The following is an 18,552-nucleotide window of genomic DNA, read 5'->3' as shown; positions in this document are numbered from 1 at the left end:
TCGGTCCGGCGGGGCTCTGACGTCTCGGGGTTCGTCCTCGGTCTTTTCTTGGGTGCGATGGGCACCGCGTTCGCCTTCGTGGTGGTCGGCTCGCTCCTGCGCGTGCCGTTCCCGCCCGCCGTGGCGCGGGTGGTGGTCGTCGTCGCGGCGATCGTCCTGCTGCTGCAGGAGATCGGCGTGCTCCGGTTCCCGATCCTGCAGAACGCGCGGCTCGTCCCGCAGTTCGTCACCAGGATCCCGTTCTGGGGCTCGGTGCAGTTCGGCATGGAGATGGGCACGGGCATGCGCACGTACTCGCCGACGGCGCTGCCGCACATCATGGCGATCTCCATCGTGTTCCTCGCCTCCTGGCAGCAGGCGCTCCTGGCCGGCGCCGGGTTCGCGCTCGGCAGGGCCGTGATGCTGCTGACGTTCGTGGCCGCGCGCAGCAAGAACAGCGCGGACAAGGCCTTCTACTTCGAGCTGCCGAGGCTCCGGCCGCTGTTCGTGGTCCTGGTGATCCCGATGCTGGCCCTGATGGTGATCGCGTGATCGTCGTCCGGTACGCGCTGGGGCTGGTGCTCGTCCTGGCCGTCGCGGGCAAGCTGCGGGATCCGCGCGGCTTCCGCGACAGCCTCGGCGCGTTCGGGCTGCGGGGCGCGGTGGGCACGGCCGCCGCGGGCGCGGCCGTGGCCGTGGAGGTGGGCACGGCCGCGTTGCTGTTCTCCCCCGCCCCTGGCCTGGTGGCGGGGGTGGCGGCGACGGTGCTGGGGGCCGGCTTCACCGCGGCGCAGACGTACCTGGTCGCCGCGGGCGGGCCGGCCGCCTGCCAGTGCTTCGGCGTCCGCGAGCCGGTGTCCTGGCGCACCTGGGCCAGGGCCGCGGCGGTGCTGGCCCTGGGCCTGCTGCTGCTCGCCGTCCCGGCCTGACTGGCACGATCTCGCGAACGGCCTCAACCTCCGGCGGGGTGCGGAGAGTCCTCTCCTATGACGCCGCAGGACTGAAGGGCTGGGCCGATTGATCGACACCGAGGGTTTCCGCGACTTCGTGGCCGCGCGTGGCCACGCCCTGTCCAGGACGGCGTTCCTGCTCACCGGCGACCACGGCCAGGCGGAGGACCTGCTGCAGGAGACGCTGGTCAAGGCCGCCACCCGGTGGCGCAGGGTCTCCGCCGCGGCCGATCCCGAGGCGTACGTGCGCACGATGATGCTCAACCAGCTGCGCACCTGGCGCCGCCCTCGGCGGCTCACCATCGTCCCGACCGCCGACCTGCCGGACTCCGGGCCGCACCACGACCAGTCCACGCAGGCCGACCTGAAGATCATGTTAGGGCGCGCGCTCGGCGTGCTCACGGCCAAGCAGCGGATCGTGCTCTACCTGCGCTTCTACGAGGACCTCCCGGAGTCGGCGGTCGCCGCGCACCTGGGCTGCTCGGTCGGGACGGTCAAGCGGCACGCGCACGACGCGCTCAACCGCCTGCGCCGGGTGGCGCCGCGACTGCTGGAGAGGGTGTGCCCATGAACCTCCGCGACACGTACCACCGGCTAGGAGCCGACGCGCGCGACTACGCGGACGCGGACCTCGCCCTGCGCGTCCTGCGCCGCCGCAGAACCGCGCGGGCCGTGACCGGCGCCGCGGCGGCGGCCCTGCTCGTGGCCGGGGGGTTCGGGCTGCTACAGAACCTCACCCGCTCCGCCGAGACCATCACGGCGGTGCCGGCGGTCTCCACGAGCGCGGGGTACCCAGTCCTGCCTTCGAGCGGTCCGGTGGGCCGCGGCGCGGTCGTGTACGCGCCGTGCCGGAGCTCCTGCCCCACGCTGCTCACCCTGGAGGACGGCCGGACCTACGGGCTCGGCGCGCGGACCGTGCACCCGCAGGGCAACATCACGCTGTCCCCCGACGGCCGCTGGCTGGGCCTGCCCACGCCGGACGGCTACGAGCTCAGGGACCTGCTGGGCGGCACCGCGCATCGGGTCCCCGTGCCCGGTGACGGCCGGGCCGACAGCGCCTACAGCCCGTGGGCGTGGTCGGCCGACTCCCGCAGGCTGATCCTCGGCTACCACGCGAGCGGGGACGTGCACGCGTACACCGACGTGCGTCTCGATGACGGGCGGACGGAGCCGCTGACCCCGCCGGAGGGGTACGAGCCGGTCGGCGTGCTCCCGTCGGGCGAGCTCGTCCTCCTGGCGCTCGGGCAGGACGGCGACGGCGCGCGCGAGCGGGTGCGGCTGCGGGTGGGCGGGACGGCCCGCACGCTCTCGGCGACCGGGTCCGGGGTGCTGTCCGACGCCGACCACGGGCTGTCCGTCCAGGTCAGCGGAGAGCGGATCTTCGTGCTGGAGTACACCGGCGACAGCGTCGCCGTGCTGCGGTTCGATCCGCGCGGCACGCTCGTCGAGCGCACGCCGCTGCCGGACGGGCAGTACGCCCTCGGGCCCACGAGGGACGGGTACGCGGTCGTCCAGCCACCGGCCGACCAGCGGGGACGCCTGCGGCTGCTGACCACCGACGGGCATGTCCTGCGTGACCTGCCGGGCGAGGCGGAGCCGGCGATCCCGGGCCTGGCCCGGCACTGAACTGTTCAGCGGAGGCGGACGGGAATCGAACCCGCCGCGCCGAGATGCTCGGCGCCACCGGTTTTGAAGACCGGGAGGGCCACCAGGCACCTGGACGCCTCCGCTCGCGATCTTAGCGCTCCGGGCGGCCCGTTCCGGCGATCCGGCGCGAGCCGTCCTCGGCCCTGCGGGTCGCGCCGGTCCTGTCCAGGTGTTCGAGCAGCGGGATGACCACCCGGCGGGACGTGCCCAGCGCCTTGCGCGCGTCGGCGGCGGTGAACGGCTGGGCCAGGCCGGACAGCACGGTGAGCGCCCTTTCGGGTGCGCCCGGGGGCAGGACGACGCCGGGCGCGAGCCGTACCAGGTGTCCGGCGGCCTCCGCCGCGGCCAGGTCGCGGCCGTCCAGACCGAGCTCGGCCAGCCTGGCGGCGTCGGGGGCGGCGAACGGCGCGGCGGCCCAGTCGCTGCGCAACCGCTCGACGCCGGGCGCGAGCTCCGGCGGCGCGGCGGTCAGCCGTCCCCGGGAGCGGCCGAGCGGCGTCCGCTCGGCGAGCGCGTCCACGAGCGACCGGTCGGGCAGGCCCAGCGCCTGCCTGACCTCCTCGGCCGACATCCCGGGATCGTGCGGGCTGGCCTCGGCGTGCGCGGTCACGACCTCGACCAGCCGGGCCCTGAGCGACTCCCAGTGCTCGGGATCGGCGACCCACGCGCCGGCGACGGGCTCGGCGGTCACCGGCGCGCCCATGGCGGCCAGCTCGTCCAGCCTGGCGATCCCCCGCCGCCGCAGCTCCGCCTCTCCGTCGGGAACGCCGTCCAGGGCGGCCAGCTCCTCCGCCCGCCGCCTCGCCGCGCCCCTGCGACGCAGCGCGGGCGGCCGGACGTCGAGTACGGTCACCCCCCAGACCCTGCGGCTGCCGGGATCGCGCAGCAACGCCCGATCACCGATACGCAGCGGAAGCGGCCTCTCCAACGTGACCCGCACAGTGTCCCCGCCATACGCACGATCGAGCACCGATTCCCCGCCGTACGCACGATCCAGCGTGACATGCACCGGGTCCTCCCCGAACGAACGGCCCCCCGCGCCGTCGGCGGCCAGCCGATCCCCCGGCCCGAGCCCGAGGTCTCCAGGCGAGCGGTCCCGGACGTCGCGAGCGGCCACTCCCGGCGAGTCCTGAAGGTCGCGGGCGGACGTTCCAGGCGGATGGTCCCGGAGGTCACCAGCAGACACTCCCCGCGAATGATCCCGGAGGTCGCGAGCGACCAATCCCGGCGGATGGCCCTGAAGGTCGCGAGCGGCCACTCCCGACGGGTGATCCTGGAGGTCCCGAGCGGACACCCCCGGCGGATGACCCTGAAGGTCGCGAGCGACTCCCCCAGACGGGCGATCCCGGAGGTCGCGGGCGGCTCCTCCATACGGGTGATCCTGAACGTCGCCGACAGACACTCTCGGCGAGTTCTGAAGGTCGTGGGGGGACGCTGCGGGTGGGTGGTTACGGACGGTGCGGGGGGAGGGGGCTGTCAGGGGGCGGATGCGGGCGGGGGTGGCTGATGTGCCGATGTGCCAGATGGCGTGGTGGGGGACGTCGGTCGCGGGTGAGAGCCGGACGTCGGCCTGGGTGACTTCCAGCCAACGGTCCGGGGTGAGGAGGGCGTCGCCGCGGCGGGGGGTGGCCGCGCCGCGGAGGTTGACCGCGACCCGGGCCGGGCCGCGGACCTCGTCGCGGGCCGTGCCGAGGCTGTGCAAGCCGCGGACGCGGACGGGCTCGCGGCCGGCCATCAGCCGGTCGCCGGTGCGGATCGTGCCCGCGCCGAGCGTCCCGGTCACGACGGTGCCGCGGCCCTCGACGGTGAACACCCGGTCGATCCAGAGGCGGACGTCGGCGTCCGGGCACGGCTCGGGCTCGGGAAGGGCGGACAGCGCCGCTCTCAGCTCGGCCAGCCCATCGCCGCGGACGGCGCTCACGGCGATCGCCGGGATCCCGTCGAGGCCGGTGCCGCGCAGCCGTTCCCGGCAGGCGGCCAGGACCGGTCCCGGGTCCGCGAGGTCGGCGCGGGTGACCGCGAGAACCCCGGTGGTGATGCCGAGCGCGTCGACGATCCGCAGGTGCTCCTCCGACTGCACGGCCCAGCCGTCGTCGGCGGCGACCACGAACAGCACGGCCGGCGCGGGGCCGACGCCGGACAGCATGTTGCCGATGAACCGTTCGTGGCCGGGCACGTCGACGAAGGCCAGCCCGTCGGTCCAGACGAAGCCGAGGTCCAGGGTGAGGCCGCGGCGGCGTTCCTCCTCCCACCGGTCGGGCTCCATCCCGGTCAGCGCCCGGAGCAGGGTCGACTTGCCGTGGTCGACGTGCCCGGCGGTGGCGATCACGCGCATGCCGCCGCCTCCCAGGCGGCCGCCACCGCCGCCGCGAGGTCCCCGTCGTCGTCCGGGGCGACGGCGCGCAGGTCCAGCAGGTAGCGGTCCGCGGCCGCCCGGCCGACCACGGCGGGGGTCCCGGTCCGCAGCGGGCCGGCGAGCGCGATCGGCACGGTGACGGCCACGCTGGGCAGCTCCACCCCCGGCGCGCCCCCTCCGCCGACCGCCGCCACGGTGTCCACGGCGTCGGCCTTGACCCCGTCCGCGTGCAGCAGGAGCAGGAGCTCGTCCGCGCGGCGGCGCAGCGTGGGCAGGTCCGCGAGGAGCGCGGCGCGGGTCGGGTTGGCGGCGTGCGTGAGCGTGGCCTCCAGAGCGGCGAGGGTGAGCTTGTCGACGCGCAGCGCGCGGGCCAGGGGGTGGGTGCGGAGCCGTTCGACCAGGCCGGCCCGGCCGAGCAGGAGCCCGCACTGAGGGCCGCCGAGCAGCTTGTCGCCGCTGGCCGTCACCAGGTCGGCGCCCTGCTCCAGCCAGGTGGCCGCGTCCGGCTCGGCCGGCAGCGCGGGCTCCGGGCGCAGCAGCCCCGAGCCGATGTCGCCGACGACCGGGACGCCCAGCCCCGCGAGCTCGCCCACGCCGGGCGTCCCCCCGAAGCCTTCGACGCGGTAGTTGGACGGGTGGACCTTCAGCACGAACCCGGTCGCGGGGCCGATCGCCGCCCGGTAGTCGGCGACGGTGGTGCGGTTCGTGGTGCCGACCTCCCGCAGCCGGGCGCCGGTGGACTCCAGCAGCTCGGGCAGCCGGAACCCGGCGCCGATCTCGACCAGCTCGCCCCGGCTGATGACGATCTCCTTCCCGTACGCGAGCGCGGTCGCCGCGAGGACGAGGGCGGCCGCGTTGTTGTTGACGACGTGCACCGCCTCCGCCGCCGGGACTGCCTGGGCCAGGGCCGCCAGGGCGCCGCGCCCGCGCCGTCCCCTGCGTCCGGTGACCAGGTCGAGCTCCACGTCGGTGGATCCGGCCGCCACCCGCACGGCCTCCAGCGCCGGCCCGGACAGTGGCGCCCGGCCCAGGTTGGTGTGCACGACCACCCCCGTGGCGTTGATCACGCGGCGCGGCCCGGCGTCCGACAGCGACGCCAGCGCGGTCTCGGCCACCAGCTCGGGGGCGATCTCGCCGTCACGCGCCCGGCGCTGCGCCGCGGTGACCGCGGCCTTCACCCGGCTCCTGCCGAAGACGGGGATGAGCTCGGCCAGGCGGGGATCCGCCAGGACCGCGTCCGTGCGGGGAATCCGGCGCCGTTGATCGGTCATGGTCATCTGCCATACCGGAAACCCGCGATCCACGCAATGATGTGATCATGATGAGGCTCACCCAATACGCCCAGGGCGGCGGCTGCGCGTGCAAGATCCCTCCCGGAGAGCTGGAGGACGTGCTGGCCGGCCTGGCCCGGCCGCAGGGCGGTGATCTCGTGGTCGGCCTCGACAGCGGTGACGACGCGGCGGTCGTCAGGATCGAGGGCGGGACGGCGATCGTGAGCACCGCCGACTTCTTCACGCCGGTGGTGGACGACCCGTTCGACTGGGGGCGGATCGCGGCGGCCAACGCGCTCTCGGACGTCTATGCCATGGGCGGGCGCCCGTTGATGGCGATCAACCTGCTGTGCTGGCCCCGCGAGACTCTCCCGTACGAGCTCGCCCGCGAGGTGCTGCGCGGGGCCGCGGAGGTCGCGGCGGACGCCGGCTGCCACGTCGCCGGAGGTCACAGCGTGGTCGACGTCGAGCCCAAGTACGGCATGGCGGTGACGGGGCTGGCTGACCCGGACCGGCTGATGCGCAACGACGCCGGGGTCGCGGGCGTGCCGCTGTCGCTCACCAAGCCGCTCGGCCTGGGCGTGCTCAACAACCGGCACAAGGCGACGGGCGAGGTGTTCCCGCACGCCGTCGCCACCATGACCGCGCTCAACGCGGCGGCGAGCCGGGCGGCGCTGGAGGCCGGGGTGCGCTGCGCCACCGACGTGACCGGGTTCGGGCTCCTGGGTCACCTGTTCAAGCTCGCCCGCGCCTCGGGGGTGACGGCGGTGGTGGACGCGGCCGCGGTGCCGATCCTGGACGACGCCCGCCGGAGCCTGCGCGAGGGGTACGTGCCGGGCGGTTCCCGCCGCAACCTGGACTGGGTCGCCGGCCACGTCGATCCGGGCGGCGCGGACGAGGAGACGATGCTCCTGCTCGCGGACGCCCAGACCTCGGGCGGCCTGCTGATCGCCGGCGAGATCCCGGGCGCCCCGGTCATCGGCGAACTGGTGCCGCGCGGCGACCACGCCATCGTCATCCGATAGGCAGGCAAGCGCCTTTGGCAGCGTTATACGCCGAAAATTCCGGAAATATCGCTTTTCATCTATTGCGGTTGCCCGAAGTCACCTTCCCCCCTATGGTCCCGCCATGTGAAAACCCTCATGATCGCCGCGCTGGCGACCATCACCCTTCCGCTGTCCGGCACCGCGGCCAACGCCGCCATGGACCCGATCAACAGCCCCGAGCTCACCAAGAACGACCTCTACGCCACCGGGCCTCTCCCCCGTACGAAGTGCGCGGAGAAGCGCATCAGGACGGGCGACAAGAAGCAGGCCCGGGCCTATATCGACGCCGTCGTCGCCTGCCTCAACAAGACCTGGGGCGCGCACCTGACGAAGGCCGGGGTGGACTTCGGCAAGATGCGCGTCAAGCACTTCAACCGGATCCCGAAGAAGTACTGCGGCCTGGACGTGGACAAGGACGACTCGCAGGCCTGGTACTGCGAGAAGACCGAGACGCTCGCCGTCCAGGTGGGCAAGACCTGGGTCGAGGATCCGGACGACCTGTGGCTCTTCAACTACACGGCCGGCATGTACGGCTACCACGTCCAGAAGCTCACCGGCATCACCGACGCCTACAACGACGAGCCCTACGACAACAAGACGGAGCTGCGGGAGCAGTCGCGCCGCGTCAGTCTGCAGACCGACTGCCTCGGCGGGGCTTTCCTGAAGAGCGTGTGGCCGCTCAAGGGCAGGACGTCGCGTGACTATCGCGAACTGCTGAGCCTGGTCCAGGGCGACACCGGCTCGGAGCGCTGGGTCGGGAAGACGGCCAACGTGCGTGCCTGGATCAAGCAGGGCTTCGCCACCGGTGACCCCAAGTCCTGCAACACCTGGGCGGCGTCGTCCTCCAAGGTCTCCTGACCGGCGTCACCGTCGGCCGCGCATGAGGCCGTGACAGGCGATGGCGGCGGCGGCGACCACGTTCAGCGAGTCCACGCCCGCGTCCATGGCCGCCGGGCTCATCGGGATGCAGACCGGCTCGTCCGCCTCGTGCAGCCACCGCGACGACAGGCCGTCGCCCTCGGCGCCGAGCAGCAACGCCACCCGGTCACCCAGCTTGACCTCGTCGAGCGGGGTGGCCGACTGGTCGGGGGTCAGCGCCAGGGTCTGGAAGCCGGCCGCGCGCAGCTCGTCCAGGCCGGTGTACCAGTTGTCCATCCGGGCGTACGGGATCGAGAACACCGCCCCCATCGAGACCTTCACCGCGCGCCGGTAGAGCGGATCCGCGCAGCGGGGGGACAGGATGACGCCGCCGACGCCGAGTGCGGCGGCGCAGCGGAAGACGGCGCCGACGTTGGCGTGGTCGACGATGTCCTCCAGGACGACGAGGCGGCCGGCCGACTCCATGACCGAGGCGGTGGGCGGCAGCGGGAGGCGGGCCATCGAGGCGAGGGCGCCCCGGTGGACCTGGAAGCCGGCGGTGGCGGTCATGATCTCGTCGCTGACCACGTACACGGTGGCGTCGCCGAGGACGTCGGCGAGCGGCTGGAGCCAGCGGCGGGTGGTGAGGACGGAGCGGATCGGGTAGCCCGCGCCGACGGCGCGCCTGATCACCTTCTCGCCCTCGGCCATGAAGAGGCCGCGCTCGGCCTCCAGGCTCTTGCGCAGCTCGACGTCGCGCAGTCTGGTGAAGTCGGTCAGGCGGGGATCGGCGGCGTCCGTGACGTACTCAAGCACGTTCCGATACTGCCATGAGCCGTCTGACCTGCCAGACGGCCGCGTAGCAGAGAAGCACGAGGCAGAACCCCACGACGGTGCCGGCGCCGACCTTGGTGATGACGCCGGGCAGGCCGAAGACCGGGTTGGGTTCGTCCAGCCGGGGCCAGGCGAACGCGCCGGCGACGACGCCCGCCGCGCTCCAGCCCAGGACCGTCCAGCGCGTCCGCGCGGGGGTGCGCAGGTCGGCGGGCACCGGCACGGGCGCCATCCTGGACAGGCCGCGCCAGGCCCACCACACGACGATCACCAGCCCCACCGCCGACGAGGTGTACTGCAGGACCCGGAACAGCGGCAGCACGCCGAGCACCGGGGTCGCCAGCCACGCGCCCCACTCCCCCGGCCCGGTGGAGTGGGTGAAGGAGTCCCAGGCGACGTGGCTGGCCGAGCCGATCAGGCCGCCGGCCACGACGGCCGGAAAGCCGCGGGCGAGCTGCGGCCAGGCGGGGCGCAGCGTGGCGGCGCGGCCCGCCAGCGCGGGCGGGAGCAGGGCCAGGAGCGGGTCGCGGAGCAGGCCGTGGAAGAGGACCAGCAGGATAAGCATCGCCGCCAGGTCCACCGTCACCACGCCCTGCCAGGAGTGCCAGTCGCTGTAGTCGGGCAGGAACGGCAGGAAGATCGGCAGGTCGGGCACCATCGCGCCGAGCGCCAGCGCCCACGGGTCGGCGAGGCGGCGCAGACGGGCCGACGAGATGAGGGGCAGCACGAGCGCCATGTGGCTGGGTGTGAACGGCACCGGCCCCCCTGTACGAGTCGCTCCTTGATCACGACACTACCCGCGAAGTTCGGCCGTCCCTCGCCTCCACCCTCTAGGGTCACGAGCAGTGATGAGGTCGGTACGGACCGCTGTCGGCGGCGAAAGCGGGGGTTCAAGGTGTCTGACCAGCGAGTTCATGCACATCCTGTGGCGTCGCCCGAATGGCTGCGCGCGGCGCGGAACGCGCGGTCGCTTTCGGTGGTCACGCTCGTCTGGCTCGGCGTGGAGAGCACGCTGGGGCTGGCGGCCGGGTTCGGCGCGCACTCGGTCGCGCTGATCGGGTGGGGGCTGTCGGCCCTGGTGGAGGCGCTGGCCAGCCTGATCGTGGTGTGGCGGTTCACCGGCGAGCGCACGCTGTCGGAGACGGCCGAGCTCCGGGCACGGCGGGCCGTGGCGGTGAGCTTCTGGCTGCTCGCCCCGTACCTGATCGTGCATGTGGGCCACGACCTGGACGCCGGCCACCGCGCGGAGGTGAGCCTGCTCGGCATCGTGGTGACGTCGGTGAGCCTGGTCAGCATGCCGGTGCTGGGCGTGCTGAAGCGGCGGCTGGGGGTGCGGCTGGCGTCCGGGGCGACCGCGGGCGAGGGCACCCAGAACATCATCTGCGGTCTGACGGCCGCGGGCGTGCTCGCCGGGCTCTGGTTCAACACCCTCGGCCTGTGGTGGGTCGATCCGATCGTGGCGCTGGTCCTCGCCGTGGTCGCGGTACGCGAAGGGATACGGGCGTGGCGTGGTCACACGTGCTGCCACTGAACACGACCCTGAGTAATTACTGCACCAAAAGAGGTGTTTTGCCCCGGCAAGCCTACCGAGTATCGTTCCCCGGGTATCGAGGAGTACCACCCGCCAGGGTCTCCGGAAGGTCAGGCTCAGCCAGGCGATCAAGAACACCAAGAGGGACACCGTGGGGCGACACCGCACAGACGACATCGACGGCGGCTACCGAGCCCAGGACCCATCTTCCCGCTCCGCGCGCAGACGGGCGCGTGGACGCGGACGGGTCCTGGTGCCGCTCGCGGGAGCCGTGGCGCTGGCGGTGCTGCTCGGCGTAGCGGCGTTCGTCATCTTCACCCGCGAACACGACTGCTCCGCCGGAAGGCTGCCGCTGCGGGTGGTGGCGAGCCCGGACATCCAGCCGGCGCTGAACAAGATCGCGGGCACGTACACCAAGGCCCTGCACTCGATCGACAGCAAGTGCGTCGAGGTCACGGTGGCCAAGGAGACCTCCGCGAAGGCCGCGAGCGCGGTCGCCGCGGGCAAGTTCGCCGGTGACATCTGGGTGCCCGACTCCAGCCTGATCCTGAGCCAGCTGAGCAGCCGCGTGTCGGAGCAGGTCGAGGTGCCCCAGCCGGCCGGTTCGATCGCCTCCTCGCCCGTCGTGCTGGCGACGGCCGCGTCCGCGGCGGCCAAGCTGGAGGGCACGCTGAAGCCGAGCTGGTCCGGCCTGGTGGCGGCGGCGAACGTGGCCGACCCCGACGGCCCCGGCAAGAAGGTGCGCGTGGTCGCCCTCGACCCGCAGAAGAGCTCGGCCGGGATGGCGGCCCTGATGGCCGCGTCCGGCGTGGCCAGGGAGGCGGGCCAGAGCAAGGCGCTGGTGGGCGCGCTCAAGGAGCTGTCGGGCCAGGTGGCGGCCGACTCGACCGCGCTGCTCGCCAGCCTCACGGTCAAGTCCGGCGGGAAGGTGCCGATCGGCGTCAGCTCCGAGCAGGCCATCCACGTGCACAACACGAAGAAGCCGGAGACGCCGGCGGTCGCGCTCTACCCGGCCGAGGGCACGCTGAGCCTCGACTATCCGCTCACCGTCCTCACCAAGGACCTGGCGACGCAGAAGGCCGCGGCCGACTTCCGTCAGGAGCTGGCCAAGGAGTCCGCGCTCAAGGTGCTGCGCGCGCAGGGCTTCCGCGGCCCCGACGGCACGGCGGGCGAGGCGCTGTCGGAGGCCAAGGGCTTCGTCCCCGCCGCCCCCAAGGCGCTGCCGGAGCCCGACGTCAAGACGGTCGCCACCGTCAGCCAGACCTGGACCAGGCTGAACCTCGGCACCCGCCTGCTCACGCTGCTCGACGTCTCCGGCACGATGGCGCTGCCGGTCCCCGGCACGAACCTGACCCGCATGCAGGCCATCAGCAAGATCGCCACCGAGGGCCTGACGCTGTTCCCGGCGAACTCCGAGATGGGCGTGTGGATGTTCTCCACCCACCTCGACGGCCAGGGCAAGGACTGGAAGGAAGTCGTCTCCGTCGGCCCGCTCACCCAGAGCGTCGACGGCGTGCTGCGCAAGGACGCGCTGGCCAGGGAGCTCGCCTCGGTCCAGGCCAAGGCCACCGGCGACACCGGCCTGAACGACACGATCAAGGCCGCCTACACCGAGATGACCAAGACGTACGCCCGGGACAGGATCAACACGCTGCTGATCCTGACCGACGGCGCGGGGAACGACGACCCCGACGGCGGCGTCAGCGACGCGGAGATCCTGCGGTTCCTGAAGGAGACCTACAACCCGGAGCGGCCGGTCAGCATCCTGCTGATCGCGTTCGGCCCCGAGGCGCAGGCGGGCAAGCGGCAGATGGACGCGGTGGCGCGGGCCACCGGCGGCGAGGCCTACATCGCCAAGGACCCGCTCCAGGTGCGCGACTTCTTCCTCCAGGGCATGGAACGCCGCCTCTGCTCCCCCAACTGCGACGGCTGACACAACCGTCACATCTACCCCTGTTTTACCTGGTTAAGCCACTTGGGCACGACCTGGCAACCCGCCGGGCACCAGGGACGTCCTCTACGCCGGGGATTCCTTGTCACCCGCGGGGAGGTACTGGTGCCTGGATGGCCGGCGGTCGACCGCGCCCACGATCTGGAACTGGTGGCGGCGTTGCGGCGCGCCGATCCGGGCGCGCCGGAGCGCCTGTACGACGCGTACGGCGACCGGCTGCACGACTACGCCGCCTCGCTCCTGGGCGACCGGCGCGCGGCCGACGCGGTGCACGACGCGGTGGTGACCGCGCAGGGGTGCGCCGACCGGCTGCGCGAGCCGGCCAGGTTACGCGCTTGGCTGTACGCGCTGGTCAGGTTCCAGGCGATGGCCAGGCTCGGCCACCATCGCGGGGCCGTGGCGCCGCTGGACGACCCCGACGATCACGAGCTGGCCGAGCTCGTCGGGGCGGCGCTGGGCGAGATGCGCAGGAGCGAGCGGGAGATCCTGGAGCTGTCGACGCGGCACGGGCTCACGCCCGCCGAGGTCGGCTCGGTGCTGGGGCTGACCTCACGGCAGGCGGCGAGCAGGCTGCGCCGGTCGCGCGACCTGCTGGAGAACGCGGCCGCGGCGGTGGTGCTGGCCAGGACCGGCCGGGCGCACTGCCCGGAGCTCTCGGCGCTGGTGGACTCGTGGGAGGGGCCGCTGACGCCGCCGCTGCGCCGGCGGCTGGCCGCGCACATCGGCGGCTGCGAGGTCTGCACCGAGCGGCGGCGCGCGCAGGTGTCCGCGGCGCGGCTGCTGGAGATGCTCCCGGTGGCGTACGCGCCGTTCTCCCTGCGCGAGCGGGTGCTCGGCACGTGCGCGGACCCGGCGCTGGGCGACACCCGCACGATGATCCTGGACCGGGGCGACGGCTTCGACCGCGGCGGCTTCCCCGCGCCGCCCGGCCGGTCGCGGCGGCGCGGGCGGCGCGGGCTCGCGCCGGCGCTGCTGGCGGCCGCGGCGCTGCTGGCCGGCACGGCCGTGCTGGTCGCCATGACCGGCCACGAGGGCGCCAAGACCGCGCTGGATCTGCGGCCCGAGGGCTCGCCCACCGCACACGTGCTGCCGGAGAGCCCCCCGGCCGAGACCGAGGAGGAGTCCGGCCCCACCCCGAGCCCGAGCGAGAGCAGGCGCGAGCGCACGCCGTCGCCGAAGCCGACGCGGCGGCCCGCCGCCGACCTGGCGACCACCAGGCCCCCGGCCGTCAGCACCCCCACCCGGCGGCGGGCCGCCCGTCCCGCCAGGCTCACCACGACCTGCCCGGAAGAGGTGGCCGGCGCCGCCACGATCGGGTTGCGCGCCCGCAACAGGACTGTCTCCTGGAAGGCCGCGGCGTCGGAAGGACTGGGCGTGGTCCCGGCCGCGGGCTCGATCAAGCCCGGCGGCACGGCGGTCGTCTGGGTCACGGTGGAGGATCCCGGCACAGAGGGCAGCGGAACGGTGACGATCACCTCGAACGGCGGCGGCTCGGCCTGCGCGCTGAGCTGGGACGACCCGGCCGTGCCGGGCCCCACCAGGCTGCCCGACGACGACGTCACCGCGAGCGCCGGACCGACCGGCACACCGGTGCCCGAAGCCGCCAGTTCGTCATCGCGTTAAAAAATGCGATAAGTCGGACGCGAAGTCGGTACGTGTGTGGCAGATAGGGCATCCTGGTGTAGCTGGGGAACGTGTCAGGCCGAGGTGGTTCCTACCCATGTGGTCAATCCCACATGGGTAAGTGGCGACCTGCGGTAAACCTGACGTGGTCCTCACGCGTCGGCGTTGACGCGCGCGCGCATGGATTGATGCCATGGAGCGATCAACCGCGCACCTCGAAGCGAAGAACCGGGAGAGAGACGGCATGCTCAAGCAGCACCGCAGAGCGGTCACGTGGCTGCTCTCGCTGGCCTGCATAGCGGGGGCGGTCATCGCTCTGCTCGACATCGACACGCCTCTGCGGCCGTTCCTGATCTCCCTCTTCCTTCTGGTCGTGCCGGGCACCGCGGTCGTCGGCCTGTTGCGCGATCGTGATCCGCTTGCCGCACTATCGGTAGGAGCCGCCGCGAGCCTCGTGATCAACGTGCTGCTGGCCCAGGCCATGCTGCTGTTCGACGCGTGGTCACCCCGGGCGGGCGTGGCGACGGTCGCCGTGCTCGGCGGGTTCATGTACGTGCTTCGCGTGTTGTACCGGGGGAAGAACATGCAGACCGAACAGGGGGCCAGGGCAAGGTGAAGATCAGCGTCGTGCGCCCGCGCGAGCTTGGCGGGCCCGAGCGGGCACGATGGCGGGAGCTCCAGAAGGCCGACCCGAGTCTGGACAATCCGTTCCTGTCGGTGGAGTTCGCGCTCGCCATGGATCAATTGCGGGATTATGTACGGGTTGCCGTTATTGAGAACGAAGACCGTATTGTCGGATTTTTTCCTTATGAGCGACACAATTTCGGTATTGGTAAGCCTCTCGGCGGATTCCTGACTACTTGTCATGGTTTGATCGCTGTTCCCGACCTGCAGCTCGACGCCCGCGCGCTCCTGCGCGCGTGCAGGCTCACCGTGTACGACTTCGACCACCTGGTCGCCGGCCAGCCGACGTTCGCCCCGTACGAGAGCGACGTCCGCCCGGCGCCGGTCATGGACTTCACCACCGGCTTCGACAACTGGCTCGACCAGGTCAAGGCCAACTCCCCGAAGAATCTCAAGACTGTCCGCTACAAGGAGCGCAAGCTCGGCAGGGAACACGGCGGGCTCCGGCTCGCCTGGGCCTCCGATGACGAGTCCGAGCTTCGCACGCTCCTGTCCTGGAAGTCCGATCAGTACCGGCGCACCGGCAGGGTCGACAGGTTCGCCCAGCCGTGGATCGTCGAACTGACCGGTCTGATGCACGCCTCGAGGTCGCCCGACTTCTCCGGCGTGCTCACCATGTTGTACGCGGGAGACGTGCCTGTGGCCGGCCATTTCGGGCTGATGACGGCCACCACGCTCGTCGGCTGGTTCCCCGCGTACGACACCGAATACGCCCGATACTCCCCCGGCATCGTCCACCACATGCAGATGGCGGAGGCCGCGGCCAAGAGCGGCCTGCACATCATCGACATGGGCAAGGGCGGCAAGGAGTACAAGGACTGGCTCAAGAGCGGCACTCTCTACGTCGCCGAGGGGCGCGTGTCCAGGCCGACGCCGGCGGCGGCCGTCCACTGGATCGGCCGAACTCCTTTCAACAAGGCCCGAACTATCGTGCTGGATCGGCCGTCTCTCTATAAGGCAGCCGATCGAGTCCTCAAAGGATTCGGGCGGGTCCGCAGTACCGTCCAGCACGATCCGAACGCAGTACCGAAGGAAGTGCCGGGAGCGCCCTAGTGGCGGTCCGTCAGCACTTCAGCAGCACAACCCGAGCACCACCCGCACCTCACTGGACCGGCCGATGCACCACCTGTCTCGTCAGGCGTTCCCTCAGCACCGGGGAAACACTGGCGCCGGCACGCCGCGGCCGGTCCCGGAAGGATCAACTTCGCCATGAGTTCCGACACCGTCCAGCACAACGGCAAGAGCCACGTCATGCCCTTGCGTTCGATGCCGCCTATTGAGCGATTCACGCCGATCACGCCCCACTTGGCCATTTCACCCACAGTGAGTGTGGTAGTTCCGGCGATGAACGAGGCGGAGAACCTGCCCCATGTGTTCGCCACGCTGCCGCAGTGGATCGACGAGATCGTGCTCGTCGACGGCAACTCCGTCGACGACACGGTGGCCGTGGCGCGGCGCCTGCGGCCCAATGTCAAGATCGTCACGCAGACCGGGAAGGGCAAGGGCAACGCCCTCGCGGAGGGCTTCGCCGCCTGCACGGGCGACATCATCGTGATGATCGACGCCGACGGCTCGACGGACGGCCACGAGATCATCTCGTTCGTGGGCGCCCTCATGACCGGGGCCGACTTCGTGAAGGGCTCGCGCTACGCCTCCGGAGGCGGCAGCGACGACCTGACCTTCAGCCGCCGCTTCGGCAACAGGGTCCTCACCGGCATCGTCAACAAGATGTACGGCACCCAGTACACCGACCTCTGCTACGGCTACAACGCCTTCTGGTCGCGTCACCTCGACGTGCTCGACCTCGACTGCGACGGCTTCGAGGTCGAGACGCTGATGAACATCCGCGCCGCCAAGGGCGGGCTCAAGGTGCACGAGGTGCCCAGCCACGAGCGCGACCGCATCCACGGCGAGAGCAACCTGCACGTGGTACGCGACGGCCTGCGCGTGCTCAGGACGATCATGCGTGAGTGGCGTCGCCAGCCCGCGCCGCCCAGGCCCGAGCCGGCCGCCGCCCCAGCCGCGGACCGGGGTGTGGCGTAAGCGCTCGAACGCCTGAAGGAATCGTCGTGAACACGTCTGTCGTCATCTGCGTCTACACCGAGGACCGGTGGGAGGACATCAGGGAGGCCGTGGAGTCGGTGGAGCGCCAGACGCGCCCGCCCCGCGAGCTGATCCTGGTCGTCGACCACAACCCCGACCTGCACCTGAGACTCAAGCGCGCCTATCCACACGCGATCGTCGTGGAGAACTCGCACGAGCAGGGCCTGTCGGGCGGCAAGAACACCGGCGTGGCCACCGCCAACGGTGAGATCGTCGCGTTCCTCGACGACGACGCGGTCGCCGATCCCGGCTGGCTGGAGGCTTTGGAGGAGGGCTTCCAGGATCCGGGTGTCGTCGGCGTGGGCGGTCGCACCGAACCCATCTGGGCTTCAGGCCGGAGGCCGCGCTGGTTCCCGCACGAGTTCGACTGGACGGTCGGCTGCAGCTACCGGGGCATGCCCCAGGTGAAGGCGCCGATCCGCAACGTGATGGGCGGCAACGCGGCCTTCCTGCGCGAGGCGGTGTCCGAGGTGGGCGGCTTCCACAGCGGCATCGGCCGGAGCGTGCAGGGTCGCAAGAGCCGGCCGCTGGGCTGCGAGGAGACCGAGTTCTGCATCCGCCTGAGTCAGCGGAAGCCGGGCTCGGTCATGCTCTTCCAGCCCACGGCGGCGATCGGGCACAAGGTGTCCAGGCAGCGGGAGACGTTCGGCTACTTCCGCTCCCGCTGCTACGCGGAGGGCCTGTCGAAGGCCCTGGTGACCCAGGAGGTGGGCACCCAGGACGGGCTGTCCAGCGAGCGGGCGCACGCGATGAAGACGCTGCCGCTGGGCGCGCTGCGCGGTCTCGGCGAGGCGCTCAGGGGCGACCTCGGCGGCCTGGGCCGGGCCGGCGCGATCGTGGTCGGGCTGGCCTGGACCGCCTGGGGCTACCTGGTGGGCTCGATCCGGCTGAAGGGGGTGCGCTCGTGATCCGGGTGCCGATCCTGATGTACCACTCCGTCACCGACTCGCCCAACGAGGAGACCAAACCGCACTCGGTGCGCCCCTCCGACCTGGACGAGCAGCTCGCCTACCTGGCGGAGAGCGGCTTCACCCCGTTGACGCTGGGCGACCTGGTCGCCCGGCTCAACAAGATCAACGGCGTCGAGCTGCCCGGCAAGCCGATCGTGCTCACGTTCGACGACGGCTACGCCGACTTCCACACGAAGGCGCTGCCCCTGCTGGAGCGCCACGCGTTCCCCGCCACGGTCTTCCTGACCAGCGGGTGGGTGGCCGACGCGGGCAAGGACGCCGCTGGCAGGCCGCTGGACGACATGCTGAGCTGGACCCAGGCCCGCGAGGCCGCCCAGACCGGCATCGAGATCGGCGGTCACAGCCACAGCCACCCGCAGCTCGACCAGCTCCCGGGCGAGGAGCTGCGCCAGGAGCTGCGCCGCAACAAGGGCCTGCTCGAAGACAAGCTCGGCACTCCTGTGGCGACCATGGCCTACCCCTACGGCTACTCCAGCGCGCGGGTCCGCCGCGAGGTGCGCAAGGCCGGCTACTTCGCCGCCTGCGCGGTGAACAACACGATCGCGGCCGACGGCCACGACGTGCTCGCCATCCCGCGCCTGACCGTCGCCCGCCACACCACGATCAGCATGTTCAAGAAGGCCGTCGAGGGCACCGCCGTGCCCCTGATCTACCTGCGCGAACGCATCCTGACCAAGGGCTACGCCGTCGTCAGAAGGACGCGATACGGGCTGCAACGGGTTCGCGGCAATGTCTAGCCTCTGGCGGA

At 72.0% G+C, this 18,552-nt stretch carries 18 protein-coding genes and 1 tRNA gene; 14 read left to right on the top strand and 5 right to left on the bottom strand.

The features are described from left to right. Positions 1-57: 57 nt before the first annotated feature. The 4 genes from ACZ6YG_RS18090 (at position 58) to ACZ6YG_RS18075 (ending at position 2,555) form a co-directional block, all read left to right on the top strand. The gene (locus ACZ6YG_RS18090; protein WP_148029662.1) at positions 58-531 is read left to right on the top strand and encodes a hypothetical protein; all 474 of its coding nucleotides are present in this window, start codon (positions 58-60) and stop codon (positions 529-531) included. Further along, positions 528-908 (top strand): MauE/DoxX family redox-associated membrane protein, encoded by a 381-nt coding sequence (locus ACZ6YG_RS18085; protein ID WP_466018624.1) that lies wholly within the window; start codon positions 528-530, stop codon positions 906-908. The genes ACZ6YG_RS18090 and ACZ6YG_RS18085 overlap by 4 nt, the downstream gene beginning before the upstream one ends. 88 nt (positions 909-996) lie before the next feature. Then, a complete protein-coding gene (locus tag ACZ6YG_RS18080) occupies positions 997-1,500 on the top strand; it encodes a SigE family RNA polymerase sigma factor (RefSeq protein WP_466018623.1) in 504 nt (167 codons plus the stop codon). Continuing rightward, complete coding sequence (locus ACZ6YG_RS18075; RefSeq protein WP_466018622.1) at positions 1,497-2,555, top strand: TolB-like translocation protein; 1,059 nt, start codon at positions 1,497-1,499, stop codon at positions 2,553-2,555. Before ACZ6YG_RS18080 ends, ACZ6YG_RS18075 begins: the two co-directional genes overlap by 4 nt. A gap of 8 nt (positions 2,556-2,563) precedes the next feature. Here the strand turns inward: ACZ6YG_RS18075 and ACZ6YG_RS18070 are convergent. The 3 genes from ACZ6YG_RS18070 to selA all read right to left on the bottom strand — a co-directional run bounded on the left by ACZ6YG_RS18070 (position 2,564) and on the right by selA (position 6,203). Next, positions 2,564-2,657, bottom strand: a tRNA-Sec gene (locus ACZ6YG_RS18070). Positions 2,658-2,667: 10 nt separating this feature from the next. Continuing rightward, positions 2,668-4,911 (bottom strand): SelB domain-containing protein, encoded by a 2,244-nt coding sequence (locus tag ACZ6YG_RS18065; protein WP_466018621.1) that lies wholly within the window; start codon positions 4,909-4,911, stop codon positions 2,668-2,670. After that, positions 4,902-6,203, bottom strand: a complete 1,302-nt coding sequence (gene selA, locus ACZ6YG_RS18060; RefSeq protein WP_466018620.1) for an L-seryl-tRNA(Sec) selenium transferase — start codon at positions 6,201-6,203, stop codon at positions 4,902-4,904. The genes ACZ6YG_RS18065 and selA overlap by 10 nt, the downstream gene beginning before the upstream one ends. A gap of 47 nt (positions 6,204-6,250) precedes the next feature. Between selA and selD the strand changes: the two genes are divergently transcribed. Continuing rightward, a complete protein-coding gene (gene selD, locus ACZ6YG_RS18055; RefSeq protein WP_148029656.1) occupies positions 6,251-7,228 on the top strand; it encodes a selenide, water dikinase SelD in 978 nt (325 codons plus the stop codon). A 105-nt stretch (positions 7,229-7,333) separates the two neighbouring features. Continuing rightward, entirely contained in the window at positions 7,334-8,107 is a 774-nt protein-coding gene (locus ACZ6YG_RS18050) for a neutral zinc metallopeptidase (RefSeq protein ID WP_148029655.1), read from the top strand. 6 nt (positions 8,108-8,113) lie between these two features. On the opposite strand, the gene ACZ6YG_RS18045 is transcribed toward ACZ6YG_RS18050, so the two are convergent. Both ACZ6YG_RS18045 and ACZ6YG_RS18040 read right to left on the bottom strand, forming a co-directional pair. Continuing rightward, positions 8,114-8,923: a TrmH family RNA methyltransferase gene (locus tag ACZ6YG_RS18045; RefSeq protein WP_466018619.1), complete on the bottom strand. Its 810-nt coding sequence runs from the start codon at positions 8,921-8,923 to the stop codon at positions 8,114-8,116. Next, positions 8,916-9,698: a DUF4184 family protein gene (locus tag ACZ6YG_RS18040; protein ID WP_466018618.1), complete on the bottom strand. Its 783-nt coding sequence runs from the start codon at positions 9,696-9,698 to the stop codon at positions 8,916-8,918. Before ACZ6YG_RS18040 ends, ACZ6YG_RS18045 begins: the two co-directional genes overlap by 8 nt. A gap of 168 nt (positions 9,699-9,866) precedes the next feature. On the opposite strand from ACZ6YG_RS18040, the gene ACZ6YG_RS18035 reads away from it, so the two are divergent. From ACZ6YG_RS18035 to ACZ6YG_RS18000, 8 genes are all read left to right on the top strand, one after another. Then, complete coding sequence (locus ACZ6YG_RS18035) at positions 9,867-10,472, top strand: cation diffusion facilitator family transporter (protein WP_148029652.1); 606 nt, start codon at positions 9,867-9,869, stop codon at positions 10,470-10,472. Positions 10,473-10,725: 253 nt separating this feature from the next. Then, the gene (locus ACZ6YG_RS18030; protein WP_261808348.1) at positions 10,726-12,405 is read left to right on the top strand and encodes a substrate-binding and VWA domain-containing protein; all 1,680 of its coding nucleotides are present in this window, start codon (positions 10,726-10,728) and stop codon (positions 12,403-12,405) included. A 123-nt stretch (positions 12,406-12,528) separates the two neighbouring features. After that, positions 12,529-14,046, top strand: coding sequence for an RNA polymerase sigma factor (locus ACZ6YG_RS18025; RefSeq protein WP_466018617.1), 1,518 nt, complete (start codon positions 12,529-12,531; stop codon positions 14,044-14,046). Between the two features lie 193 nt (positions 14,047-14,239). After that, positions 14,240-14,662 (top strand): hypothetical protein, encoded by a 423-nt coding sequence (locus ACZ6YG_RS18020; protein WP_246639421.1) that lies wholly within the window; start codon positions 14,240-14,242, stop codon positions 14,660-14,662. Next, positions 14,659-15,783, top strand: a complete 1,125-nt coding sequence (locus ACZ6YG_RS18015; RefSeq protein ID WP_345482858.1) for a GNAT family N-acetyltransferase — start codon at positions 14,659-14,661, stop codon at positions 15,781-15,783. Before ACZ6YG_RS18020 ends, ACZ6YG_RS18015 begins: the two co-directional genes overlap by 4 nt. Before the next feature lie 156 nt (positions 15,784-15,939). Further along, positions 15,940-16,773: a glycosyltransferase family 2 protein gene (locus tag ACZ6YG_RS18010; protein ID WP_148029649.1), complete on the top strand. Its 834-nt coding sequence runs from the start codon at positions 15,940-15,942 to the stop codon at positions 16,771-16,773. Positions 16,774-16,799: 26 nt separating this feature from the next. Next, positions 16,800-17,741 (top strand): glycosyltransferase family 2 protein, encoded by a 942-nt coding sequence (locus tag ACZ6YG_RS18005; RefSeq protein WP_466018616.1) that lies wholly within the window; start codon positions 16,800-16,802, stop codon positions 17,739-17,741. Continuing rightward, complete coding sequence (locus ACZ6YG_RS18000) at positions 17,738-18,541, top strand: polysaccharide deacetylase family protein (RefSeq protein WP_148029647.1); 804 nt, start codon at positions 17,738-17,740, stop codon at positions 18,539-18,541. The genes ACZ6YG_RS18005 and ACZ6YG_RS18000 overlap by 4 nt, the downstream gene beginning before the upstream one ends. Positions 18,542-18,552: the final 11 nt, after the last annotated feature.

It is taken from the genome of Nonomuraea sp. NPDC054003 (assembly GCF_055585125.1).
The sequence above is the reverse complement of the archived record's forward strand: the minus strand, read 5'-3'. Positions and strand labels throughout refer to the sequence as shown.